The sequence below is a fragment of the uncultured Sulfitobacter sp. genome (assembly GCF_964021855.1).
Taxonomy (GTDB): domain Bacteria; phylum Pseudomonadota; class Alphaproteobacteria; order Rhodobacterales; family Rhodobacteraceae; genus Sulfitobacter.
In genome coordinates this window covers 496,633-520,505 of record NZ_CAXHZD010000004.1, presented here as the reverse complement: position 1 = coordinate 520,505, position 23,873 = coordinate 496,633, and the positions used below count along the sequence as shown (strand labels likewise).

Sequence of the window (23,873 nt, the reverse complement as noted above, 5' to 3'; positions counted from 1 at the left end):
GCCATAGTTCAAATATTAAAAGCTGCCATTCAGTGGAAGAAGCTCCATCGATCCGAAGTGTTTCAGGAGTTTGCTCGGAACATCACTGGTTTTGGCTGGATTCTTCCTTACCCTCTCGCTTCAGCGCTGGTATCTAAAATGGATGAGTTCAAGTTTTTATTTGCAGCGCACTCTCACGAGTAACGAGAAGTCCTACAGCGAGTCAGGTCTTCTGACGGCTTCTCGTTACATCGTCGTGCTGGGCGAACCCGGCGGTGGCAAAACCGAACTTATGAGTAGCCTCGCTGATCAGTTGGGCAGTGTAGTTGTTACTGCAAACGTGTTTGGGCAGGTCGGAGCAAAAGCTGAGAACAGCCCACTTGTTATTGATGCCTTTGACGAACTGGCGAAGGTGGATGAAACAGGCATCCACAAACTGCTTGGCAAGGTCCAAAAAGCACACCCCACTAACGTTATTGTTTCAAGCCGCTCCAGCGAATGGAATAATGCAGCGACTAGCTCATTCGAAGAATTTATTGGGCACGCACCGTTGATCGTTAGACTTCGGGAATTTAATGAAGCAGAACAACGATTAATTTTTGAAAACCATACTCCGGGGGAAGACTTTGCAGCGTTCCAAGCGGAGGTTGCTTGCTTTGACTTAGATGTACTACTTCCGAACCCTCAGTTCTTGAAACTTTTTGCTGACGCCTATGTTGGGAGTGGGCGACACTTTATCGACAAGCGGTCAATTTTTGAACAAGCTGTTGTGCAATTGGCGAAAGAAGCCAATACGAAAGTAGCAAAAAGCAAGCAGACACTCTCCAACTCACGAAAGGTACAGTTTGCCTCTGAAGTCTTTGCCAAACTTTTACTGTCCGGCGCAGAGGGTATCGGAACGAGCGAAGCCAGCGAAAACCAGATGTATCCTTTACTTGCTACGCTGTTTGAAGACGAAGATACGGCGGCAGTCATCCTTACAACCCGGCTCTTCAAACCAGGAGACAACGCAGATCAGCATCGCCCGGTTCATAAGATCGTATCTGAATACTGTGCTGCGGATTATCTAACTAAGCGGATTGCGGACCCTTTAGACCCATTGACCATCTCGAAATGTCTGTCGATCATTGCACCCAATTCGACTGTGCGAGATGAACTCCGAGGTATGGTCGGCTGGATGGCATCGCTTGGCAACACGCATATTCAAGAAGCCACGATTGCGCTTGACCCCTATGCGGTACTAGCCAACGGTGACCCGTCTCAACTAGATGCTTCGTCAAAGAGCCTACTTGTGAAGCGACTAAAGTACATTGCGGACCAAGACCCATACTTTCGCAGAAGTGATTTTTGGCGCAGGTTCAGTGTTGCTGGCTTCTTCACGCAAGCGATTGTGGACGAAATCAAGCCTCTATTAGCGCAAACAGGCGATGGGCACTTGCGCGATTTGATATTGGAACTTTTGACCGGGTCGCCAGCAATTGCTCAATTTTCTGAAGAATTGCGCCAACTTGTTCTTTCGCCAACCGAAAGTGAAAATACTCGTATATTGGCCAACAGCTGTTTGCTTGGCTGGACGGGACATGATCATCGCGCAAACCTAGCTGTTCTCATCTTTGAGGCCAGCGAGACTTCGCTGAAAGTTGCCGCGCAGGCAATTGAGACACTCGGCCCAGAAGCCTTTGGTCGGTCGTATCTCGTGGGTTTCTTTCGGGTCTGTGCGAACCTCTACCCCGGTCACCAACAGCGACATGAGCGCACAATAGGGTCGCGATATTTCGTGAAGCGCTTCATTGACACGTTAGATACGGCCGCGACCCAGTGGCTGCTGGACAAGTTGACAAAAGACCTGACCTGCACATGCGGGAAACAGTCATTCGAGTGTGACTGCCGAAATGGCATAAGCAAGATAGTCGGCTTAATGCTGGATAGATACTTCGACCTTGCATCGCCTCCCCACGATCCGAAACGAGTTTGGCAGTGGGTTGAAAACCTCAACTTTCACGAGACTAAAGGCTCAGATCAAAGCAAGGCAGTCCATATTTTGCAGGAAGACGATGGGCTCAGGCAAAGTATTATCGCTCACGTGTTTAGTGACCTGAACGACCAAGACCAGATATTTGATTCGAAACGGCATTTCCAGTTTGTGCACGGTCATCATTCGGGCCTCTTTCTGCGAGCCCCAGATTACAAATTTGTAGTCGATCTAGCCTTCGATACGAACAATCCAATCCTATGGTCGAGCTTCATGGCTCGGCATCAAGTTCATCGGAATGTTGCGGATCGCGGCGTAGACACGCTGCGACGTCACATGCGCAAACAAGCGTTAGAAAAACCAGCGTTCATGCGCGAGTGGGTGAAGTCAAATCGAGCGGCGAACCGGTTCGAACGTGAAAATCGTATGCCAAGCTTTAGGCATAGTCGCAAAATGAGACGCCGTCGCAAAATAAACGACGAAAGGCATGCGGCGAACATCAAGTATGTTCAAGAAAACCGGAAGCTTGTCGAAAGTGGTCGCCACTGGAATTGTTTGGTTCGTTTTGCGGAATTAGTGCTCGAGCACCCTGATAGAATCGAACGTGAGTTTGGTGACGAGAAACTCGTTCGCAATGCTCTCAGGAGCTGCCTTGATTTCATTGATGAAGCCGTACCCGATCTGCAGCGCCTTGCCGAACTCCAGTGCGCCTCGCAGGGCCTCCACGCTGAAACAATCCTCTATGCCGCCTGCTTGGAAATCCTGCGGGAACAAGGCCACTTAGAATGTGTTGATCGACGCTTACTGAGAGCACTGCGTACCAACATCAATATGGGATACAGTGCTGTCTCCGAGGAAGACCGGAATGCGCTGAAAGCTGAGATCGAGCGCCTCATCTTCCCCGACATTGCAAGTGCTGAAGATTTTCTTCGGAGGTACGTCGAACCACAATTGGCCATGCAGGGATGTGCTAACCCCGAAATTTGGTGGCTTCAGCACGAAGAGGCTTTTAGCCCCTTTCGCTCAAAACTTTCAATTGAATGGCTTGGACGGTCCCGTGGATTGGGGTTGGGATCACTGGACACCCTGTTTGAGATTGCTGCGCAGTATGGCAGTCGTGAAGAGCTGAAAGAGATCATTGCATCGCGATGTGCGGAATTTGTGTTCTTCTGGCCCAACGCTACTGGAAACGAGGACATCGAACAGAAGCGGGCGTTCTGGTTTTTGCGAGCTTTTTATTTTTTGGGCAATGCACCCGCAGTTTATTGGGATTGGCTCAAAGCAGACAAAGATACCGTTCTAATGTTTCACGAACGCTCTGGCCGCTTGAACCGAAGCGATCACCCTGCATGGCCGGTGCTTACCTCTGAAAAAGTTGCAGCGATTTTGAGCGCGTTTGTGGGCCAATGGCCCAAAGTGGACCTGCCAAGCAGTTTTGGGACTGGACGCCCCAAAGAGGAAAACGCGTATCGCTTTCTGACCGACGTCATATGGTCTATCAACTCCGACGACCCCGATAACGCCATCCCTGTTCTTGATCGGCTTCTTACTGACGCGCGTTGTGCGGACCTTCATAAAGACCTGAAAAGCATTCGTGCCGGTCAAGTTCGGAGAAAAGCACTCAGAGACTTTGAGCCACCGACACCGCAGGAAATTGTGAAATGTTTGGACCACGATGCAGTTGTTACGGTGGAAGGGCTGAGGGAACTCTTGGTTCAAGAACTGCACGAGTTCCAGAAAGCAATTGATGGAGGCGAATTCAACTCAGCGGTGGTATTCTATGATAAAATTATGAAAAAGGATAAGAAGCTAGGAAAGTCTGTGAAGGTGCTTCGCCGGAAGAACGAAAATGAAAGTACCGAAAGGATCGCAGAGCGCCTGAACCTTCGTCTTCAACCTCAAGGCATCTCCATAGTACCCGAGCACCAACTCAAAGCCTTAAAGCGTAGTGACTTTACTGCGACTAAGATGATCGACGGGACGCGTCGACTGCTTGTCACAGAAGTTAAAGGGCAGTGGCACGACGAGCTATATACTGCGGCCGCCGCACAACTTTATGAGAGGTATTCAATTCACCCTGATGCAGAGCAGCAGGGAGTTTATCTTGTTCTTTGGTTCGGACCGGACGAGAAAGTCGCAGGCCTGAAGAACACCACTATTACAACCGCTCTAGCACTCAAGAAAAGTATTAAGGAGCAAATGCCGACTGAGTTGGCGGCTTTTGTAGATGTGTTCGTTCTTGATGTTTCAAGAAACTAGATTGAGCAGAAAACTAAAGTCGGCTTTGACTAGCTGCGTCGCAGCATCACAGGTGCTTCCCGAAAGTCGGCAATGGGCCGTATGCTGCCAGAAAGCAGGTAATGGCTTGTATTGTCAGAAGCCTTGCGGCGGAGGCCATTTCAAATGGGCGTTATTACAAACCGGCTATATTTAAACAATATTCTTGGAAACATTTTGCTTGGCTCTCTCCAGCCAAAGTGGTGGCTTGGCAGAAGGAACGCGCGAAGGCGTAGATGTCTCATTGGTTGTAAAAATGCTCGATAGAAGCGCCAATGCAACTGAGCCCTTCGCTTGGGTCGAATTATCCCGCCCCATTGTGAAGAGGATGCGCATCAATTGGTTTCGTTGTTCATTTGTAGGCAAATGGAATTTCACCTCAATCTGCAACCCCTTATGCTTTATGATATTGGCCGCGACAGGCCCAATTTCTGGAATATCGACAAGAAGCCATCTAACATTCTGGGGAACCTGACTTTCGCTTTGAAGTCCAATACGCGCCCCAGCTAATGACAATGTTTCAATTTGTGCCAAAAGCTGCTCGTTTGGTTTGGTAGCAATTGTACAGGGCTCATTAAACTCAAAGCGTTCTTCTCGTTGCTCGGTGTCGGGCGAAACTGCGACAGCCTGAACGATAGAAAGCAAGACCATGCTTATAACTGCCCAAAAGGCGAGCATAGGAAGTTGCCCGTTGTCCATAACAACCCGACTATCAATATCTGCATTTACGTAGAGTCCTAATGCTGCAGCCAAAATTAATGCTATCGGCCAAAAGATCATCGCGCGGTCGATACCGCCACCGCCTGCGGCACTGCCTTTTGGCGTCACCTTAAAGGCGTGTCCATGCGGTTTGATAAGGGTGGTGATAACCGTTGGTAAAATGCGTGGCGCGTGAAGGGCTGCATGCACTGTCGATGCCAAAGGAAAAAATGAATCAGGGGCAATTAATCGCAAGGTACATAGGGTTGCCAGCATGGCCGGGACTTGTAACGAGAGTATTTCTTGCGCGCTTACGTTTCCAAGAGGGGACCAGCCGGTCCAGAGACAGACTATCGGGGTCAGAACTGTGGCGATCACCATAAATGGCTGCACAATCCAAGTCAGAGGTAAAAACATCAAACGGTGCCGTAACTTTATCCCGGGCCCCAGTGGGCCATCGCGGAGGAACAGCATTTGAATGGCACCCCGTGCCCAACGTGCGCGTTGGACGTACATTGCTGAGAGCGACTCAGGTGCGAGTCCAACTGCAAGACGCTCATTAAGATAGCGCGTGACATATCCTTTGCGCAGAAGTGCAAGCGTCAGCAACATGTCTTCTGTAATCGAACCGGTAGGCATGCCACCCCCAATGGCTTCCATCGCGGCACGGCGGGTGATTGAATTTGAACCACAGCAAAACGCCGCGTCCCAACCATCTCGGCCAACCATTATAGTATCAAAAAATAATCGTTGATCATCAGGCATTACCTTACGCAATCCAAGATTGTTTTGCATCGGATCAGCATTATAAAAATTGTGGGGAATCTGGACAATACCGACCTTCTCATCTTGGAAAAGCCCCATAGCGCGATAGAGAAAATTTTGTTGTGGAATAAAGTCCGCATCGAGAACCATAAAAAATTCACTATTGGTACGTTTAATAGCTGCGTTGATATTGCCAGCTTTTGCGTGATCGTTGTTCTTACGTGTAAAGTATTCGATGCCTTTTTGTGCACTGTACTTCTCAAGCCACTCCCGCTTACCATCATCAAGAATGTAAACAGTAAAACGATCCTTCGGCCAATCGAGCGCAATAGCGCCCGCAATTGTTTTTTCCAGCACTTCAATATCTTCGTTATAAGTTGCAATGAAGATATCGATCGTGGGGAGATCATTTGGTGCTCTTAACCGAAGCCGCTTCTCGCCGGCTGAGGCCGCATCAGAGTTATTCCTGCGACGCGCAAGCATTAGAAAGAGCACAGCTGTATCAAACCAGACGAATACTTCGACAACTATTAGAAACCACGCGAAAGTAGCCTCGGAAAAACCAGTGCCAGAGACAGGAAGCGTCTCAGTAAAACGCCATGCGAGATAGCGAACGATCACTGTCAAGGTAGCTATTAACAATACCCAAACGGCGAAGGGCCGCATGGTGACGCCTGACATCCACTGACGCGGAACAAGCAAGGTCAAAGCTACGACCAACGCAATTGGAACAAGAAAATCGGGCATACCTCATTCCGTTTCTATTGGAGCAGTCTCTTGGCCGAATGTAGGTTCCACGTTTAGGGGGGCAGTCCCGCCAAAACCCGAAAGCAGCCGTGATATACGTGACAACAAACTGTCTTGGTGCAAATCAAACCGGACATCGGCAGTTCGGCCAACATCGCAGAATGATCCTGCTGCGATGGCATCTTTCAAGTTTGCACTGCCCAGCCCAACAATGACTCTGAAACCGTCGATCGTTATGATCCTTGGGCTCGCGGCTTGCATTTCACGGTTTGGACGTGCACCGCTTCCGTATGCTGCAAGGACCTCGGCGGTAAATCGATCTGTCGACCCTTTGAGTTGAACTGTCGCGATTGTTCCTGTTGGAATGTTCTCAAAGTGCCGCTCTGGTAGTTGAACTTCAAGAAAGCGCCGTGAACAATCGAGGACCTGTGCGACACTTTCTCCGAAGGCAACGGTGGTTCCTTCGCGGGCAGAAGCCTCCCAGATTATTCCCGATGTTGTAACATTCGGCTTAAAGCTTTCTTGACGTATTGCTTCAAGGCCCATAGTTCTTATTTGGTTCTTGAGGCCAGCACGTTGAGCCTGCCGTTCAAGCAAGCGCGCACTAATATCCGCCAGACGAACGTCTATTTCGTTCAATCGATATTCAATTTGCTCAAAACCGTTGGACGTTAGGTCAATACCCATCGCACCGTTGAGAGTATCACGTTCGACTTTTAGCTGGTCAAATGCCGCTTTTTGTTGCGCCAAATTAGCGATCGCGACTGATAGTTCGGCGCTTGCGTCGGATGCATTTGTTGGGGTGACAGAACCACTCTTTACAAGTTTTTCAATACGTTGGGAGTTTCTTTGAGCTTTTTGTAAAGCAGTAGTTGCGCGACTAATGTTCGCGGTGGCCTCGGCCAGGCGCGGAATGAACCACGCCGTACGAGCCTCAACCAGTGCATCTCGTCTGGCTATAAGATCGGCCCGAATACGAGCCAAATCACGAGTCTGCTTGTCCATTCCTACTATCTCGCCGCTGAGAGCTCCAAGTCTCGTTTGCGCGGCTTGGAGAGCTCCCCGCTGACTTTGAGAGTTTTTCAGTTCGATGAGTGTTTCCCCACTTTCGACTATTACTGAAACCGGTTTAGTCGGCTGGATAATAGTCCCGCTGAAAGGGGCGCTGACGTTAATCAGCGGTGCGTTCACAACCGCGGATGTCGAAACATAACTTGTCGCATATGGTGCAACTGTAAAGCCGACCGCAGCTAAAAGAACCAAGGCAATGAGAACACGAAGAAGAGTAATTGGCATATGCTGTCCTTTATGAGGTCATTTTAAGTGTGCAAATGCTTCATCAACCACCCTTGACCTGTGATATTTGAAGTTGTCACATCTTGTCACTCTCGTTTGTCAAAAGTTAGGCGATCTTTGCTATGGTACGACGTCGAGAAATGAAGCAGTTTGAAGGAAGCTTGCGGTCTTTTCTTCGCTGCTAAGATAATCGAATAGGATGCAGCCGGACTTAGGCGGGTACCCTATTAAATCTCATCCACCAAAATTTATAATGCGCGATAATGAGAATACCCAGCAACGAGTGAATCTTTAGAGTGTCAGTGTTTCACTCGCTCTGTAATCATTATACTCTTGGCATCACAGATATGCTTAGTGCTTGCAAGAAAAGATAACATTCTGCAGGGGAACCTATCAACATAAGGCTCGTAAGATACCTTGGACTTATCTGCCCTCATCAGATTAAGAATACTTTTGCTACATCTGGATGTGCCCTACCTAATGATTGTAGTGGGTGAAGATTACTGGAAGGTACGGACGCGTAGTGTCGCCAATCTTGGTTCTGAAACGAACTCCACAACGCATTTAAGGTTTGGGCTTTGCTGGCCGCATATTTGGCATTTTCGCTCGACAAGGCGGAAAACCGTTTCCGGATTTGCTCCTCTCTGTAATGGTCCGCCAGATGCCCATAAGTGTTGCTAACAGCGATTGAGTTTGCGTGGCCGAGTTGTTTGGCAATCACTTCGAGAGGTACACCTTGGCGGACGAGATCACTTGCATAGGTGTGCCTTAACCCGTGAAAAACAAACTTTTCCGGTAATCCGGCTTGCGTAACAGCGCGCCGAAACAACGGAGTGTGCTGTCTTCTCCAAGGCAATTTTCTATGAGATAGAAAAACATAGTCCCTATCTGACTTTCCTTCACAAAGCTTCATAAAGAATGCCATGCCTTCATCAGGTAAAAATACGAACCGCGCTGGTGCCCTCTTAAAGGCATCCACTCTCAAGCCAAAGCCTTGGCGACCTACATCCTCAACGCGCAGCGCGCCCAACTCCCCAACGCGGCAACCTGTATAAAGCGCCCCTAAAACTAATAACTTCAACGGGGGATCGCAGACCTCCAGAAGGTCCTTACATTCCTCTCTTGTCAAAAATAGCGTACGAGGGGTGTGGTTTACCGAGATACGCTTGATGCATCGCCACGGTCTCTCTGACTCGATCTTGCCGCTATCCCAAGCATGCTGAAATGCCATCTTCATTATACTGAGCAATGAATTAAATGTCTTCTTGCGTCGCCGAATGTCATCGCGGGAAAGGTCATCAATTTGCACCCGCGACTTGTGGGGCATGAAGCCGAACTTTGGAGGGGTCTCTAAAACTTGCTTTGCCAATGATACGAGATTGGTCGCATTAAACTCTTCCAGCGGGATATGAGAAAATTTGGGTATAATATGATGGTTGATCAGCACGAGATTGTTATAATGCCCTCCTTTCGACCGCGATAGCTTGGTCCACTCAGTATAATCTCTGAGTGCGTGACCAACGGTGTAAATGTCACCGATGGGGCAGATGCAAATCTCTGACGCTCTGCCTGTCGGTGTTGGCTCATTCGCTATTTCTCGGATTTCCGCTTCCTGGAACCAAAGAAAGGCACCCTCAATAGCTTCGTGAAAAGAGATTTCGCCTTTTCCAGTATTTAAGGCCGGCCCAAGGCACTTTTGCTTGTACTGCTTGTCCTTGGTTAAAATGCGTGCGGTCCAGTTACATGTTCGCCCGTCGGGTCGGTGAATACCAAGATGTCGTGATACGAGTAGAGAGTGCCAATATGGAGCATTTCGGAATTCAAGGTTTTTGATAAAACTGATGTTAGAGAAACGACATATTTTAACAGAACTTAATGCGATTTTCGGGACATTTTCTGTGAATTTTTTCTTGAGCACGGTTGGTCGCCTTTTTTATTTCACCTCCGTCAGCTTAACCCATGTTTTAACTCCGGCAGTAATTCGCCCTCTAACAAAGAAAAATTACTCTTTGGCCAAGAGCCCGTCGGCAAAGTTTGCTCGTTCATTTGCAACGATAGTCTTAGCGCTTTCAGGCTGGGGTCTGACATAACCGGGCTTTCGCCGAGAGGCGCAAATCGCAGTTCAAGCTCCCGCTCAATACTTGAAGAGGATAAGTGACCATATGTCCTGCTGACTGTATCCGTGTTCGAGTGCCCCAATTGGCGGGCAATGATAGCTAACGGTGCCCCTGCCTGAACAAGCTGACTTGCATATGTATGCCGCAGTCCGTGAAATACGAATTGCTCAGGCAGCCCGGCGGACCGGACCGCTTCCTTGAAAAGGTGTTTGTGGAGGCCATTCCATTTTTGGTTACGCTCCGTCCTAAAAACTAAATCACTCGGTTCCTTTTCGAGACACATGCTTAAAAAGAACTGCATGCCCTCCTCAGGCAGAATAACATGTCGAGATTTACGGCTTTTTGCCGTTAAGACGAAAAGGCCGAATACATCTTTTCCGATGTCTTGGCAGCGCAGTTCGGCCAATTCAGTTATCCGACAGCCTGAATACAGTGCCCCTCGAACCAGAAGGCTAAGATCCTCCCGGCAATGCCGGATGAGCGCGCGGCACTCAATACGTGTTAGAAAGATTTGCCGTGGAGCCTCGTAGTTCGGAAGTCTTCGGATACGCCGCCAAGCGCGTTCATCGTCTGTTTGGCCATTCTCCCATGCCATTTTAAGCGCAAGCCGCATGATACCAAGAACTGTGTTCACTGTGGACTTTCGTTTTCGCAGCGTGTCAGCGTCGAGATCGCTGATTGACACTTGGGGCTGCGCCTTTTGGTTACCTCGAGCGGCAGGCGTTTCGAGAATGTCCCGACAAAAGGACGTCACTACGTTTCCTGTAAGCTCTGAGAGTTGGAGTTCGCCCAAACGTGGAATGATATGATGATTTATCAAAGATAATAGGACCAAGAAGTTCTTATGAGTGGCCGCAATTCTCTTCCACTCGACATAGTCAATCATGGCATCGCCGACGGTAAAGCCATGTTTTGAGCGTGAATACCGTAATATCTGGTTAGTTCCGACATTATATGCCTTCGAAGCGATGGCCACAGTGTCGGGTTCAGCAAACTTGGCCTCGACCAGCGTCAATGCATCATTAAAATTAAGGCCCTCAACTTCCCGCTGAGCGCAGGGCCCGACCCTGAACTGCTTGTAGCTACCAGCATTTGTTCTAACTCTTCCCAGCCACATCATCGATTTGCCTGGTTGCTTCTCCAATCCGATGTGGCGACCGTACTGCAAGATATTCCAATAAGGCGATTTGCGCTCTTTTAACTCAATTTGCGCCTTTGGGTCGGAAAGATTGGGAGATTTCATTTTTGGCACCATTGAAGTAGTACTGCACAAAGTAATCATGGGCTTCTTCGGTAAAGCCATGTTTTTCGATATAGTTCGTCAAAATGCGCTCCAAAGCCGACACTTGATCGTGTACGCTCATTTGTTCCTCCAATAAATGTTCAGCTTTTTCATTATAAAACAATATGTTAGTTAAGTTGTATCTAAGCCCCGATGGCATAAGTGTTTGAACTTTAGCCGCCTTTATGGGTTCTTATTTCTGTCGTGGATCCATTGCTGCCGGTAGGGATATTCTACAATTTTACAGGGCCTGAAGCCACTCTACCTTAACGGTTTTAAATACAACCTATTAACGAAACTTTAATTTTCGGTTCTTCTGGAAAGAATTTTTAAAATTTTTAACAGAAAGGCGAATGGGGCTCATTCCCCACCTCCACCGCGATCTACACGAACGGTAGCTTTGGGCCGTTCGTGTAGGTCGGCACAGGGCGGAAACCGGACCTTCGCTGCAATTGCAGCTGTATCTCTTCAGTCTGGAAAAGCGGCCATTCAAATATTGTAGTTTCTTCTATCAAGGGACCATTTCCGCTCCAACATTTGATTGATGTCAGGTGGATATTCAAAAATTGAAACCAGAGACGTAGCATCTTGATACAAATAGAGCACGTTTCTAAGCCTTCGAAACTTTCGACGACGCAGCTATTCAACATTTTTTGAAATTAGGCTGGCTTGATGCGATGTCTCGGCTGTTACTGGCTTTCAGAACTGAGGCTATCGTTTTTCTGATCGGCGCAGTCTCGCAACAATTTAGGTCCGCAGATATTGAGCCTGTTCCAATAACCAATTCTTGAAGAACGCCGGGGCGGACGATCCTGATGTGTTCTTGTCCAGGCCAATTTCGTACCAGATACATCTTATCGTCCGTTGATCCACAGCGACAAGCTGGCCCGATGATAACTCGCGCTCGCATAAGATATTATCTGCGAGGATAACGCCTTCACCATCTATTGCGGCATCAATCGCGAGTGAGAGGTCGGAATAAACCTTGCCAGTTTTCCAGCCAAGGCTTTGCTGCTCATGCGCCGCGTACCATTTGTGCCATGTCTCTTTGCCATTGTCGTGAATGAGAGTTGCGCTGCTCCAGTCCACAAGGGCATTTTGAGACGTGAGTTGGGCATTGAGGTAGGGAGATGCTGCGGGAAAGCCATTTATCGGAAACAGGCGGTCTCTGGTAATCCCGCTTCCGGGCATTCTGGTTTCGAAGTGAATAGCGATATCCGCATGCCCTTCGCCGATCTGCGCGGGGCTCCACGCTGGCCTTAAATCCACTTCGATACGTGGAAAAAGACTGCAAAACTCTGTGATCCGCTTGCGCAGCCACAGGGACGCAATCGCAGGTTCCGCGCTGACCACGACGGCACCAGAACGGGTTTTGCGCAAAAGGGTTTCACTGGCATCGGTAAGCGTTTGAAGGCCGCTCGCGACTTGCGGCAACAAGTCCCGCCCGTTTTCACTGAGCTCGACCCGGTTGCGATGCCTGATGAAAAGATCGGTCCCGAACCATGCCTCAAGATTCTTGATGTGCTGGCTGACAACGCTGTGGCTGACATTCAATTCACTGGCCGCTTTAGCAAAATTACAATGCCGTGCGGCAGCTTCAAAAACCCTAAGCGCATTTAGATGACGGAGCGTGTTCTTCATTAGTTTAGCGTAGTTAAAACCTTCGCTGAGAGCAAGTTAAACGCGCTTTTGGTTTGAGGCTGATGGTGAGTAACCTTCCTTTAACGAATTGCTCCCTAACGCAGAACGGAAACCCGCATGGTCGCTGCCTTGTCCGCCGACAAATCCAATGTCTCGCTTAGCGTAACCGATCTGCACAAATCCTTCGGATCGCATGAGGTTCTCAAGGGTGTTTCCCTCAAGGCTTGTGAAGGCGATGTGATTTCGCTGCTGGGGTCGTCCGGTTCTGGCAAAAGCACATTCCTGCGCTGCATCAATCTTTTGGAAACTCCGACATCTGGTTTGATCAGAGTTCATGGTGAAGACATCAAAATGTCGAAGGATCGCCACGGCGAGTCACACCCTACTGATCCACGACAGGTTGAACGCATCCGCGCCCGCCTGGCGATGGTGTTTCAGTCCTTCAATTTGTGGTCGCATATGACTGTGTTGGAGAATGTTATCGCGGGACCAATCCACGTTCTGAAGCAGTCGCGGGCCGAGGCGATTGAACACGCCAAAGAGGTGTTGGAACGCGTCGGAATGTATGAGCGCCGCGACTACTATCCATCCCATATTTCGGGCGGTCAGCAACAACGCGCAGCGATCGCCCGTGCCTTGGCCATGCAGCCCGAAGTTATGTTGTTCGATGAGCCGACCTCTGCGCTTGATCCAGAGCTTGTGGGTGAGGTGCTGAAGGTGATCCGCTCGCTTGCCGAGGAAGGGCGCACGATGGTTGTTGTCACTCATGAAATGGCTTTTGCGCGCGACGTCTCGTCCGAAGTGATCTTCTTGCATCAGGGGTTGATCGAGGAACAGGGGGCACCCGCACAAATGTTCAATGAGCCAAAATCTAACCGCTTCAAGGAATTCCTGTCGACCACCAGACAGTAAGCCGGTGTGTAAGCATCAAACCTAAAATCAATCCGAAACAAGGGAGTACCCACATGAATATCAAACAAACACTTCTCGCCTCCGCCGTTGGTGCATTCGCATTCATGGCCAGTACCGCCACCGCGGACACGTTGCGTATGGGTGTCGAGGGCGCTTATCCTCCGTTCTCGCAAAAGGAAGCTGATGGGTCGCTGTCCGGCTTCGACATCGAAATCGCGCAGGCCCTGTGCGAAGAGTTGAAGCGCGAATGCGAACTGGTTGAGCAGGAATGGGACGGCATGATCCCGGCACTGATCGCCCGCAAATACGACGCCATCGTTGCTTCGATGTCGATCACCGAAGATCGTAAGAAGCGCGTCGATTTTACTGGGAAATACTATGATACGCCGTCGCGGTTCATTGCCAAGGAAGATGCCAGCTTTGACATGACGGCTGAGGGCAGCAAGGGTCTTAAAATCGGTGTTCTGCGCGGCACGACGTTGCAATGCCATGTTGAGAAAGCATTCCCTGATGCGGACTTGCGTCTTTACAACACACAAGAGGACGTATTTGCCGATCTGGTCGCCGGGCGTCTGGACCTGCAGCTAAACAATACCTTGCAAGCCATCGACGGTTTCTTGAGCACCGATCAGGGTCAGGGCTTTGCCTTTTATGGTGAAAACATCGACGATCCCGAATGCCTTGGTGAGGGTACTGGCATCGCTGTGCGCAAAGGTGATGCGCTTGCCGATGAGCTGACCGCGGCGATCGCAGCGATCCGCGCCAACGGCACCTATGCCGCGATCAACGACAAGTATTTCGACGTCGATATCTACGGCAAGTAATCCTGCTGAAACCACGCGACAGGGGAGCCTTGCTGTTTCCCTGACGCCCAACATCCCCCCATTGACGGACAATGCACATGGACGTGATCTTTGAATACAAACAGATCCTGATCGAGGGTACTCTGGTCACGATTTCGCTGGCGGTTCTGTCCCTGCTTTTGTCCATTGTGTTGGGCCTGATCGGTGCCTTTGCCAAGCTTTCGTCTTCTCGCGGGGTCCGGCGCGCGGGCAATATCTATACTCTTTTCGTGCGCAGCGTGCCTGACCTTGTCTTGATGATGTTGATCTTTTTTGGCGGCCAGACATTGCTGAGCCAGATCGGCGGATTGACGGGCCTTTGGGATTACATCGAGATCAACCAATTTGTGGCCGGGGTGCTGACGCTTGGCTTTATCTTCGGGGCCTATATGTCTGAGACATTTCGTGGTGCGATCCTTGCCATTCCGCGCGGCCAGATCGAAGCAGCGATGGCCGTAGGCATGAAACCGGGTCAGATATTCCGGATCGTAACATGGCCGCAAATGGTACGGTTTGCACTGCCAAGCTTTACCAACAACTGGTTGGTGCTGGTCAAATCCACCGCTCTTGTATCGGTGATCGGCCTGCACGATCTGGTCTGGAACGCCTTTTCGGCCGGACGGTCTACGCACCAACTGTTTAGTTTCATGATTGCCGTCATGGTTATCTATCTAATCATCACGGGCCTGTCTGATCTTATCCTGCGCGGGGTTGACCGGAAGTACGCCGCTGGCGTGAGAAAGGCATAGACGATGGAATCCGAACGCAGCTTTTACGAATACCTCCAAAGCTTCAGCGAGACGCGATCCCCGATTGATTTCGTGCTGATCTATGACAACCTGCCGCGGTTCTTTGATGGTGCCTTGGTCACGCTTCAACTGACGTTCCTCGCTCTGCTTGTGGGCGGATTGGTTGCTGTGCCACTGGCCATCGCGCGCGCCTATCGCAAGCCGTTCCTAAGCCCGGCGATCCGTGTCTATACCTATGTCTTCTGCGGCACGCCGCTCTTGGTTCAGGTCTATCTCTCTTATTTCGCCCTCGGACAATTCACTGCCGTTCAGGAAAGCTTCCTGTGGGATCCGATCCTCAGCAATCCGTGGTGGTGCGTGATCATCGCCTTCACACTGAATACCGCCGCCTATACCACCGAATTTTTGCGCGGCGCGATTGAGGCGACACCCCACGGTGAAGTAGAAGCAGCCAAAGCTTGTGGCATGTCGCCCTTCACCCGGATGCGGTTGGTGGTTTTGCCCAATGCGTTCCGCCGCGCCCTGCCGGCCTATTCCAACGAGGTCATATTCACGCTGCACGGGTCTGTCATCGCCAGCACTGTCACATTGCAGGATCTGTTGGGGGTGGGGCGCTGGCTGAATGGCCGTTACTATCTGGCCTATGAGGGGTTTTTAACGGCGATGGTGTTCTACATGGCAATCGTCTTCCTGATCACCTTTGTTTTCCGAATGGCCGAAAAACGCTTCCTTGGGCACTTGCGGCCCCGTGAAACGCCCGCGCCCGGCAGCACCAGAGTGGCTGCATGACCGCCGGGTCCCAATCCTCGATCCACAAAAACCCATATCACTTCCTGTAAGAGGCAAAACAATGACAACTTCAGAAAAACGAGACTTGATCGAAGGGCGCGCGGCGCTGATCGTCATCGACATCCAGAAATCCACCTTTGCGCCAATTCCCGACGACAAACGTGCCATCGCTCATATGCCGGACTATGCAGAGCGCATGTCGCGTTCCAAAGTGGCGATCGACAAGGCGCGCGAGGTCGGTATTCCGGTGGTATTCATTCAGGAAATTCACCGCGCCAACCTGATCGACATGGGCCGCGAAACCGATGGCGACGAGGACGTGCATTGCCTTGATAGCAACCCGCTGACTGCCTTTGCCGAAGAAGAGTTAGGTATGCGCCCGGATGATTATCGCATTTCCAAACGGCGCTATTCAGCATTCTACGGCACCGATCTGGAAATCCTGTTGAAGGGTCTCAAGGCCGAGACTCTGATCCTTGTCGGCGGCTTGACCGACGTGTGCGTACACTACACCTTTGTTGATGCGCATCAGGGTGACTACTTCTGCCGCGTGATCGAGGATTGCGTCGCAGGCTCAAGCCGCGAGGCTCATGACGCCTCGCTCAAAGCGGTAGAGTACCTGCAACACGGCGCAGTGCGGTCGTTGGATGAGGTGCTGGACGCGATGCAAACCAGCGTGGCAACCGATGCTGCCTGACAAAACGTTTATGGCGGTCGGCCTTGCGCTAACCGCCTCAGCGGTCCTCAGCTTCATAGACAACTTCGTTGCCCCCGTCAGCCAAGAGGCAGGCCTGTGGCAGTTTCAAGTGTTTCGTACCCTATTCGCCGTCCCACTATTGCTGGTGGCGGCGCGGATGTCGGGGCGTGTGATACGCCCGGTCAACCTGCCTCGGCTTGCGGGACGCAGCCTTGCGGTGTCGGTCGGGTTATTGATCTACTTTGCCGCACTCGGAACCTTGCCCGTGTCACAAGCGGGGGCTGGTCTGTTTAGCGCGCCACTTTGGGTGGTATTGTTGTCCGCCCTTTTGTTCCGTCACAGGATCGGCGCAATCGGGGCCTTCGCCGTCGTCATCGGTTTCGCTGGCGCTTTGATTTTGCTGCAGCCCGACTTTGCGAACCTGACCCCGCTGTCCATGATGCCACTGGCAGCCGGGTTGTTCTATGGTTTGGGGATGACGCTGACGCGTCACTGGTGCAGTGACGAAAGCGCAATTGCACTGGCCATTGGCATATTCGTCACCATCGGGGCGGCTGCCCTGATCATGATGGGGTGGGTCACGATCTGTCCCGGCGATACGTTCATAACCGCGCCCTGGACTGCCCCGAGTGCTCGCTTCCTTTGGCTCACCTTATTCCAAGCCGTGGGCGCTGTAATCGCGGTTACATTGATTGCCCAAGCCTACCGGATTGGAAATCCGGCTGTGGTCGCCGTATTCGAATATTCGTTCCTGATTTTTGCAAGCCTCTGGGCATTTCTGCTTTGGGGCACGGCAACCAATCCACTCGCTTGGGCGGGGATCGCTGTAATCCTGCTCTCTGGCATCATGATGGCCCTCAGCCAGAAAGAAAAAGCAAATGCCCCCATTGCCGTCTGAACTCGCCTATGTACCCTTTGTGTCCGTCGAAAACATGATGGGCCTTGTCCACCAGATCGGAATCGAAAACGTCCTGTGCGATCTTGCCGAAGCTATTGAGGCCGACTTCAAACGCTGGGAGTTATTCGACAAGACACCGCGAGTCGCCAGCCATTCTGCCGTAGGCGTTATCGAATTGATGCCCACTTCGGATAGAGAGATGTACGGTTTCAAATACGTGAACGGTCACCCCAAGAACACCAAGGAAGGGTTGCAGACCGTCACCGCATTTGGCCTTCTGGCGGATGTGGACACAGGCTATCCGAAATTGTTGTCGGAAATGACTTTGCTGACCGCATTGCGCACGGCCGCTTCTTCGGCGATGGCCGCGCGCCACCTTGCACCCAAAGGCGCACGTATCATGGCGATGATCGGCAATGGTGCGCAGTCGGAATTCCAGTGCCTCGCGTTCAAAGCAATCTGCGGTATCGACACTGTGCGCCTGTACGACATCGACCCGTCTGCTACTGCGCGTTGCGCGGCTAACCTGAAACGACACGGCCTGAACGTTGTGTCTTGCACCTCGGGCCAGGAAGCGATGGAGGGGGCAGAGATCATCACCACCTGCACTGCGGACAAACAAAATGCCACGATACTGACAGATAATATGGTCGGCAGCGGCGTGCATATCAACGCGATTGGTGGCGATTGCCCGGGCAAAACAGAGTTGCACCGCGATATCCTGTTGCGCTCCGAAATTTTCGTGGAATACCCGCCGCAAACCCGGATCGAAGGCGAAATCCAGCAGCTGGAGGACGACCATCCCGTGACCGAATTATGGGAGGTGATTTCTGGAAAGGCCAAGGGCCGCACTGACGCAAAACAGATCACGCTGTTCGACAGCGTTGGTTTTGCGATCGAGGATTTCAGCGCACTGCGCTATGTGCTAAAGGCGATCAAGGGCACACCGTGGTTCTCCAACCTTGATATGGTTGCGGACCCCGACGACCCCCGCGACCTGTTCGGCATGTTCGAACGCGCGAACCAATAAGCTCTGGCAGCAAAGGATCGGTAAATGGCTTGGTTTCTCCTTGTTCTCGCAGGCCTGTTCGAAGTGGGCTGGGCCGTCGGGTTAAAATACACCGAAGGTTTTACGCGGCCCTGGCCCACCGTGCTGACGGCGGCTTCAATGATTGTCAGCCTTGTCCTTTTGGGGCTCGCGTTGCGCAGCATCCCCCTTGGTACAGGCTATGCGATCTGGACTGGCATCGGCACCATCGGCACTGTGATTTTCGGAATCGTCTATTTTGCTGAACCAGCTACCGCTGCGCGGATGTTTTGCGTGTTGCTCATCCTTTCGGGGATTGTCGGCCTGAAACTCGTCTCAACCACCTGACCAATGAAAAGGACTATACAATGACAACTTCGATTTCCCGAAATCACACCGGCACGCGCATGTCTCAGATCGTCACGCATGGCGATACGATTTATCTGGCCGGACAGGTCGGAAACCCCGGCGACAGCGTAGAACAACAAACACGCGATTGCCTTGCGTCGGTCGAAAAACTGCTGGCAGAGGCCGGATCCGATAAAGAACACATGCTTCAGGCAACAATCTGGCTAGCGGACATGGCCGATTTCGCCGAGATGAACGCGGTCTGGGATGCGTGGGTGCCCGAGGGTCATGCCCCAACCCGTGCTTGCGGCGAGGCCCGGCTTGCCACGCCGGAATACAAGGTCGAGGTCATTTTGATTGCTGCGCGTAAGTAATGCCCGCCGGTATACCCTTCATTGACGCGGCATCCATGCCGTCCGGCTTTGGCTGGACAGACGCCGTTGACGCGATTGCAAAGGGGCACACCCGTGCCCCCGCGCAAATAACGGATCAATTCCTGAACCGTAGAGAAGATAGCTTTGTGAACCGCGCCGCATGGATTGAGGGGTTCGGCGTTGGGGTGAAATCCTTCACCGTTTTCCCCGACAATGTGCAGCATCAAAGGCCATCCGTACAGGGCGCGATGCTAATCTTTGATGATCAAACAGGAGCGCCGCTGGCCGTCGTTGACAGTGGTTTGGTGACCTATTGGAAAACGGCCGCCGATTCCGTTTATGGCGCATCTCTTTTGGCCCGCCCTGATAGTAAGACACTTTTGATTGTGGGGTCGGGCATCGTGGCGGACAGTTTGGTCGGCGCATATTCTGCGCTTTTTCCGTGTTTGGGGCGAATTTTGATATGGGGTAGAAATCCGGAAAAAAGCCGCGCGCTGGTAGGGCTACACTCTCATCAGAAAGCCACCGTTGAGGCAATTGAGGATCTTGAAGCGGGCGTAAAACAGGCTGATATCATTTCAACAGCAACAATGAGCAAACAGCCTATTCTTGACGGAAAGTGGGTCGCGCCCGGTACCCATGTCGACCTAATCGGTGCCTTCAAAGCTGACATGCGTGAAGCCAACGACGCATTGCTGACGCGTGCAGAGATCTTTGTTGATAGGTTTGAGACCACGCTTGGGCATATTGGCGAATTGCTGATCCCATTGAAAGAAGGCACCATTAGCAGGTCCGATGTGCGCGGCGATCTCTATGATCTGACACAGCGCGCGACCGGTCGGAGCGCCCCTGACACCATCACCGTTTTCAAAAACGGCGGCGGAGCGCATCTTGACCTGATGACTGCCAAAGCATTGTCCAACTGGGGAATGCAAATCCCGCAGCCCTGAACGCGCCTTTGCCAATCATCGCGGCGAAAGCGCGTTGCAGGAGGGTTTTGCCCTACACGAAATTTGAGTACTCATTCGGGGCCAAGACCTTTCCATCCACCGGAAGCTTAGAGCCATTCACAAAGAAAAGCTCGGACCCCAGTAGATAAGGTGATCACAGAGACAGCCCCGGACGGTGTCGCACCACGCACCATAGGTACAAAGGTCCGGAATAGTTAGATCATCTCGTCACTTTCGATGGAGAAAGGTGCTTGATGATTAGTTTAGGCATGCGCCGACCGCATTCACTCATGCCACCGGGTCGGTCCGCCCTCGAATCCATCACATCGACAGAAATGCTGTACTTGAATGTCCCCTTTCCTGGCGCAGCGCCGCCGCACTATCGCAACCAGCAATGTCCGCTGTGGGCCGTTCATGTCGGCGACACTAAGGACGGTTCTTGTCAACCAACACCAAGGACGAAGGCGGGACGTTCGCCGCGGCGCATCAGGAAATTATTAGGTTTCACAATGCAGACACTCGCTTGCCGGCTTTCAGAAGGTTCTGCGTAACTTAACGCTGAAGAACTCGATTGCATGTCCACGCAGTGCTCTCGACTTGGCGCTTGGGTGACAAGGTCAATGGCAATACCGAGATGCTGTCGCATCTGGTAGAAGAAATGAAAACCTTGCAGCAGCCAGATGTGATTTTTCGGATATCCCAATCGTAGATTCTTGGGCCCAGATTTGGGGGCGGTGGCAACTGCGCCATCGGGGCATTAGGCGGCTCATGTGATAGCATTACCTGTGGTAAATGAGATGAACGATAGGACTGAAACGGACGGGGAAAAATCGTCAGAATGCCGCCGGACCAGCTGGTCCAGCGGCAAATGTTTAGCGACTGTGAGGGCTAACCTATTTACTGTGGTGCACAATTAGGTATTGCTCCATTAACAACATTAAAATTCAGCCTTGCTCCATTAATAACATTAACATGGGGGTCATTTATAGCGAGGTACTGAAAGCCTACAGTCGCCATTCCGCCTGCTTGTCTATTGGAAACATCCAAAATTTGTTCCCTGAATATGCTCCAATGATTTGGGGGGGCATTGTCAAATACAATTTCCCAAGGAAAATTGGATTGGAAGTTGTTATGCTGGACGGCACCACCTATCAGTCCAACCCAAGCAGCATCTCCAACTTGAGGATCGGGTGGCACGTCGGGCAGGAACACGCGGATTAAGCAGTCATATTGGTTAACTACGGCCCACGCGTACGCGGCGTTGTAGTTGGGAAGATGAAAGAATGACAGCGATGGGGGCTGACCGCTGACACCAAAGTTGTTGTCATTAACGCCCCAGCGGACAACACCAGTTGCCGGGTCAGCCCGAACGCCGCGATAGACTTCATATGCAGATGCGGGAGTAATGCTTGCCAGTCCAGTGCAAGCGGCGAGGATAACAACAGTAAACTTGTTGCGGAATTTGAAGTGTCTCATGTGATTAGTTCCTTTTGTTTGAGGATGAAATGCGCCCCAAGTCATAGGGGGAGCGCTGACCAACAACGGATGCTGCGGCCTTGGGAAGATGACTGGCGATTATTAGCCGCCAGTCTGGATTTTATGGTGATTGCAGAGCCGCAGTTCGGACGCTCTCAGCACCGCACCTTATCTTGGATGCGCGCGTCGAATGTAGGCATCAGAGGAGCGTTTTAAACAGCTCTGCTGGAACTGCGGCTCTTCGACAATTTGAGTGTATGATATGGACCCAGATTGAAGAGAGAGCAGCGTAGTGTTCAACTGCACTCGTTCTGTATGAGATTAACTCGCGACGGGCTCCACCTTGCCATAGCCATGGAAAACATACGCTTGTTTTGGCTCTACCAGAAACTCAGCCTTCCGGTTGTTATTCGGGTGGATTTTGAAGTAGACGCCTGATGCCGCGACGATTCCCTGATGGCCCGGCGCAACCAGTACTTTTTGTGCCGGTACCAAGTTGATCCCATCACTGTAGTTGTAGACGAAAAATGTTACAGGGTTGGGTGAGTTGTTAAAGATCACAGCGGCCTTAATGGCTGCGCCCCCAATCAGTTTTGTGATATCGTCGCGCGCGTCCTGATAGAACTTGTTAAGGTCCCCATCAAGTTTCACGTCTAGTTTTGCGTTAGTGTTCATTTTGTTTTCCTCTTAATTTATGCCAACGGACCATCCGTTAGGCACTTTGAGGTTATCTTTTAGGTTGAGTTGTCGTAACCGCGTGCAGCCTCCGCGATATGCAAGAATGCGGGCTTTCGTTTGCGCCACGCGCAATTACTGTTGGAAATTAAGGCTTAAAATGAATTTTCTTAGATGCTCCAGAGCATCTTCGGGTAGCTCATTAAGGAATTTTGGAAGTTCGGCCAGACTCCCACTGGCTGGAGGGTCCGAGTGCACGGCCTCAAGACGCTCTGCGGACCGAAACAACCAGTCCATAGAGATATCCATTTCATTACAAAGCTTGATCGCATTCTCAATACTAATACTTTCGCCAGCGGCCCATCTTGAGATGGTGCTCTCACTTACGTCCAGCGCTGCAGCAAGAGCGGTGAATTTGTTATATCCTCGTTTCGAAATCGCCTTTTTCAACTGAACACCCCAATGCCGATCCATTTTGTAAACTCCCAATGCAAATAGGAAATTTTGCGCGCGCTAAGCACTAACGCAAAGGGTGCATACGTTATTCGCGGAACAATCTCAGGTTATTTATGGGCAGTCGTGTTTCAAGAGGCGGACGAGACGTGGTGCAACGACTTCAATCACCACCGCGCTCATTTCAGCCTCGCTGGTATGACAACGTCGGAAAAGCGGCGGCAACCCAATCGAATGACCAACGTCGGCAATGGGCCGTGCGTGACGGGGGGTGGGCGACCTTGCAAGCGAACATGCTGCGGTCGATCTAATGGCGGCAGAGAGCCCAAATTTCCGATGCTGTCAGGCGCACGAATAGCAGGTAAGGGAGAAGCGAGCCTAAGCGTGAACCCCACCGTAGACCATGGTGGTTGCAGGTAAACTCAAGCCTGCGGCGAGTTCGTAATCGAATGCTGCCGTTGGAGAAAAGCCAAGCGCTTCATAAAATGCGCGGGCATCAGGGCTGGCTTGGAGGACTACAACCGAGAACTGCTTCGCAGATGGAAGGAGTCGTTGGATTTCGTTGATCAATGCTCTGCCGATGCCATTCCGCTTGTTCTCGGCTGAGACATACATTCCCCAAATATACCCTATTCTGCCGCGTTCTGCTGCTATTGCAGTTCCTACTATGCAATCGGTTGGCGTCATCGACTGCGATCCGTCAGCCGTTTCTACCGCTATCAAGGCCAATCCATCAGGAACCATTATCCCAAGGTCGACAGCGTCAAGCGAAGCAATCATCTCTTCAACTTGCGCGCCTCCAACCAAGTTGGTGTAAGTATCTCGCCAGCATCGCGCTAGATGGCTGCGGACACCTTCATGGTCAGCGATGGTCAAGTTTCGAACTGTCAGCATACGCACCTATTATC

At 51.3% G+C, this 23,873-nt stretch carries 22 protein-coding genes; 11 read left to right on the top strand and 11 right to left on the bottom strand.

Going from position 1 to position 23,873, the window contains the following annotated elements:
* Positions 1–70 precede the first annotated feature (70 nt).
* A complete protein-coding gene (locus AADJ11_RS15925; protein ID WP_341235498.1) occupies positions 71–4,210 on the top strand; it encodes a hypothetical protein in 4,140 nt (1,379 codons plus the stop codon).
* A gap of 171 nt (positions 4,211–4,381) precedes the next feature.
* On the opposite strand, the gene AADJ11_RS15920 is transcribed toward AADJ11_RS15925, so the two are convergent.
* From AADJ11_RS15920 to AADJ11_RS15895, 6 genes are all read right to left on the bottom strand, one after another.
* The gene (locus tag AADJ11_RS15920) at positions 4,382–6,439 is read right to left on the bottom strand and encodes a glycosyltransferase (RefSeq protein ID WP_341235497.1); all 2,058 of its coding nucleotides are present in this window, start codon (positions 6,437–6,439) and stop codon (positions 4,382–4,384) included.
* Positions 6,440–6,442: 3 nt separating this feature from the next.
* On the bottom strand, positions 6,443–7,735 hold the full coding sequence (locus AADJ11_RS15915; protein WP_341235496.1) for an HlyD family efflux transporter periplasmic adaptor subunit: 1,293 nt from the start codon (positions 7,733–7,735) through the stop codon (positions 6,443–6,445).
* Between the two features lie 436 nt (positions 7,736–8,171).
* Positions 8,172–9,653: a tyrosine-type recombinase/integrase gene (locus tag AADJ11_RS15910; RefSeq protein WP_341235495.1), complete on the bottom strand. Its 1,482-nt coding sequence runs from the start codon at positions 9,651–9,653 to the stop codon at positions 8,172–8,174.
* A gap of 29 nt (positions 9,654–9,682) precedes the next feature.
* Positions 9,683–11,095, bottom strand: a complete 1,413-nt coding sequence (locus tag AADJ11_RS15905) for a site-specific integrase (protein ID WP_341235494.1) — start codon at positions 11,093–11,095, stop codon at positions 9,683–9,685.
* The gene (locus AADJ11_RS15900; RefSeq protein ID WP_341235493.1) at positions 11,055–11,216 is read right to left on the bottom strand and encodes a hypothetical protein; all 162 of its coding nucleotides are present in this window, start codon (positions 11,214–11,216) and stop codon (positions 11,055–11,057) included. Before AADJ11_RS15900 ends, AADJ11_RS15905 begins: the two co-directional genes overlap by 41 nt.
* A 665-nt stretch (positions 11,217–11,881) precedes the next feature.
* A complete protein-coding gene (locus tag AADJ11_RS15895) occupies positions 11,882–12,775 on the bottom strand; it encodes a LysR family transcriptional regulator (RefSeq protein ID WP_341235492.1) in 894 nt (297 codons plus the stop codon).
* Positions 12,776–12,892: 117 nt separating this feature from the next.
* Between AADJ11_RS15895 and AADJ11_RS15890 the strand changes: the two genes are divergently transcribed.
* From AADJ11_RS15890 to AADJ11_RS15845, 10 genes are all read left to right on the top strand, one after another.
* Positions 12,893–13,687 (top strand): ABC transporter ATP-binding protein, encoded by a 795-nt coding sequence (locus AADJ11_RS15890; RefSeq protein WP_341235491.1) that lies wholly within the window; start codon positions 12,893–12,895, stop codon positions 13,685–13,687.
* Between the two features lie 53 nt (positions 13,688–13,740).
* Entirely contained in the window at positions 13,741–14,511 is a 771-nt protein-coding gene (locus AADJ11_RS15885; protein ID WP_341235490.1) for a transporter substrate-binding domain-containing protein, read from the top strand.
* A gap of 77 nt (positions 14,512–14,588) precedes the next feature.
* Entirely contained in the window at positions 14,589–15,278 is a 690-nt protein-coding gene (locus tag AADJ11_RS15880) for an ABC transporter permease subunit (RefSeq protein ID WP_341235489.1), read from the top strand.
* Positions 15,279–15,281: 3 nt separating this feature from the next.
* Positions 15,282–16,067 (top strand): ABC transporter permease, encoded by a 786-nt coding sequence (locus tag AADJ11_RS15875; RefSeq protein WP_341235488.1) that lies wholly within the window; start codon positions 15,282–15,284, stop codon positions 16,065–16,067.
* A 61-nt stretch (positions 16,068–16,128) separates the two neighbouring features.
* Entirely contained in the window at positions 16,129–16,764 is a 636-nt protein-coding gene (locus AADJ11_RS15870; protein WP_341235487.1) for a cysteine hydrolase, read from the top strand.
* Positions 16,754–17,662, top strand: a complete 909-nt coding sequence (locus tag AADJ11_RS15865; RefSeq protein WP_341235486.1) for a DMT family transporter — start codon at positions 16,754–16,756, stop codon at positions 17,660–17,662. Before AADJ11_RS15870 ends, AADJ11_RS15865 begins: the two co-directional genes overlap by 11 nt.
* Positions 17,643–18,692: an ornithine cyclodeaminase gene (locus AADJ11_RS15860; RefSeq protein ID WP_341235485.1), complete on the top strand. Its 1,050-nt coding sequence runs from the start codon at positions 17,643–17,645 to the stop codon at positions 18,690–18,692. Before AADJ11_RS15865 ends, AADJ11_RS15860 begins: the two co-directional genes overlap by 20 nt.
* Before the next feature lie 24 nt (positions 18,693–18,716).
* The gene (locus AADJ11_RS15855) at positions 18,717–19,037 is read left to right on the top strand and encodes a multidrug efflux SMR transporter (RefSeq protein ID WP_341235484.1); all 321 of its coding nucleotides are present in this window, start codon (positions 18,717–18,719) and stop codon (positions 19,035–19,037) included.
* Between the two features lie 20 nt (positions 19,038–19,057).
* Positions 19,058–19,411, top strand: a complete 354-nt coding sequence (locus AADJ11_RS15850; protein ID WP_341235483.1) for a RidA family protein — start codon at positions 19,058–19,060, stop codon at positions 19,409–19,411.
* A complete protein-coding gene (locus tag AADJ11_RS15845; protein ID WP_341235482.1) occupies positions 19,411–20,361 on the top strand; it encodes an ornithine cyclodeaminase in 951 nt (316 codons plus the stop codon). The genes AADJ11_RS15850 and AADJ11_RS15845 overlap by 1 nt, the downstream gene beginning before the upstream one ends.
* A gap of 442 nt (positions 20,362–20,803) precedes the next feature.
* Here the strand turns inward: AADJ11_RS15845 and AADJ11_RS15840 are convergent, their stop codons facing one another.
* From AADJ11_RS15840 to AADJ11_RS15820, 5 genes are all read right to left on the bottom strand, one after another.
* Complete coding sequence (locus AADJ11_RS15840; RefSeq protein ID WP_341235481.1) at positions 20,804–21,064, bottom strand: hypothetical protein; 261 nt, start codon at positions 21,062–21,064, stop codon at positions 20,804–20,806.
* Between the two features lie 194 nt (positions 21,065–21,258).
* Positions 21,259–21,837 (bottom strand): hypothetical protein, encoded by a 579-nt coding sequence (locus AADJ11_RS15835; protein ID WP_341235480.1) that lies wholly within the window; start codon positions 21,835–21,837, stop codon positions 21,259–21,261.
* Positions 21,838–22,158: 321 nt separating this feature from the next.
* Positions 22,159–22,512 carry a hypothetical protein gene (locus AADJ11_RS15830; RefSeq protein ID WP_341235479.1) on the bottom strand — a complete coding sequence of 118 codons (354 nt, stop codon included), beginning with the start codon at positions 22,510–22,512 and terminating at the stop codon, positions 22,159–22,161.
* 135 nt (positions 22,513–22,647) lie between these two features.
* Positions 22,648–22,986 carry a helix-turn-helix transcriptional regulator gene (locus AADJ11_RS15825; protein WP_341235478.1) on the bottom strand — a complete coding sequence of 113 codons (339 nt, stop codon included), beginning with the start codon at positions 22,984–22,986 and terminating at the stop codon, positions 22,648–22,650.
* A 357-nt stretch (positions 22,987–23,343) separates the two neighbouring features.
* A complete protein-coding gene (locus AADJ11_RS15820) occupies positions 23,344–23,841 on the bottom strand; it encodes a GNAT family N-acetyltransferase (protein ID WP_341235477.1) in 498 nt (165 codons plus the stop codon).
* Positions 23,842–23,873: the final 32 nt, after the last annotated feature.

Bases quoted from the DNA above. Each gene is read 5' to 3' on its own strand.
- AADJ11_RS15915 (WP_341235496.1), bottom strand. From the start codon at position 7,735: ATGCCAATTACTCTTCTTCGTGTTCTCATTGCCTTGGTTCTTTTAGCT.
- AADJ11_RS15895 (WP_341235492.1), bottom strand. From the start codon at position 12,775: ATGAAGAACACGCTCCGTCATCTAAATGCGCTTAGGGTTTTTGAAGCT.
- AADJ11_RS15830 (WP_341235479.1), bottom strand. From the start codon at position 22,512: ATGAACACTAACGCAAAACTAGACGTGAAACTTGATGGGGACCTTAAC.
- AADJ11_RS15880 (WP_341235489.1), top strand. From the start codon at position 14,589: ATGGACGTGATCTTTGAATACAAACAGATCCTGATCGAGGGTACTCTG.
- AADJ11_RS15865 (WP_341235486.1), top strand. From the start codon at position 16,754: ATGCTGCCTGACAAAACGTTTATGGCGGTCGGCCTTGCGCTAACCGCC.
- AADJ11_RS15850 (WP_341235483.1), top strand. From the start codon at position 19,058: ATGACAACTTCGATTTCCCGAAATCACACCGGCACGCGCATGTCTCAG.
- AADJ11_RS15905 (WP_341235494.1), bottom strand. From the start codon at position 11,095: ATGAAATCTCCCAATCTTTCCGACCCAAAGGCGCAAATTGAGTTAAAA.
- AADJ11_RS15825 (WP_341235478.1), bottom strand. From the start codon at position 22,986: ATGGATCGGCATTGGGGTGTTCAGTTGAAAAAGGCGATTTCGAAACGA.
- AADJ11_RS15835 (WP_341235480.1), bottom strand. From the start codon at position 21,837: ATGAGACACTTCAAATTCCGCAACAAGTTTACTGTTGTTATCCTCGCC.
- AADJ11_RS15875 (WP_341235488.1), top strand. From the start codon at position 15,282: ATGGAATCCGAACGCAGCTTTTACGAATACCTCCAAAGCTTCAGCGAG.
- AADJ11_RS15890 (WP_341235491.1), top strand. From the start codon at position 12,893: ATGGTCGCTGCCTTGTCCGCCGACAAATCCAATGTCTCGCTTAGCGTA.
- AADJ11_RS15920 (WP_341235497.1), bottom strand. From the start codon at position 6,439: ATGCCCGATTTTCTTGTTCCAATTGCGTTGGTCGTAGCTTTGACCTTG.
- AADJ11_RS15900 (WP_341235493.1), bottom strand. From the start codon at position 11,216: ATGAGCGTACACGATCAAGTGTCGGCTTTGGAGCGCATTTTGACGAAC.
- AADJ11_RS15855 (WP_341235484.1), top strand. From the start codon at position 18,717: ATGGCTTGGTTTCTCCTTGTTCTCGCAGGCCTGTTCGAAGTGGGCTGG.
- AADJ11_RS15870 (WP_341235487.1), top strand. From the start codon at position 16,129: ATGACAACTTCAGAAAAACGAGACTTGATCGAAGGGCGCGCGGCGCTG.
- AADJ11_RS15860 (WP_341235485.1), top strand. From the start codon at position 17,643: ATGCCCCCATTGCCGTCTGAACTCGCCTATGTACCCTTTGTGTCCGTC.
- AADJ11_RS15845 (WP_341235482.1), top strand. From the start codon at position 19,411: ATGCCCGCCGGTATACCCTTCATTGACGCGGCATCCATGCCGTCCGGC.
- AADJ11_RS15885 (WP_341235490.1), top strand. From the start codon at position 13,741: ATGAATATCAAACAAACACTTCTCGCCTCCGCCGTTGGTGCATTCGCA.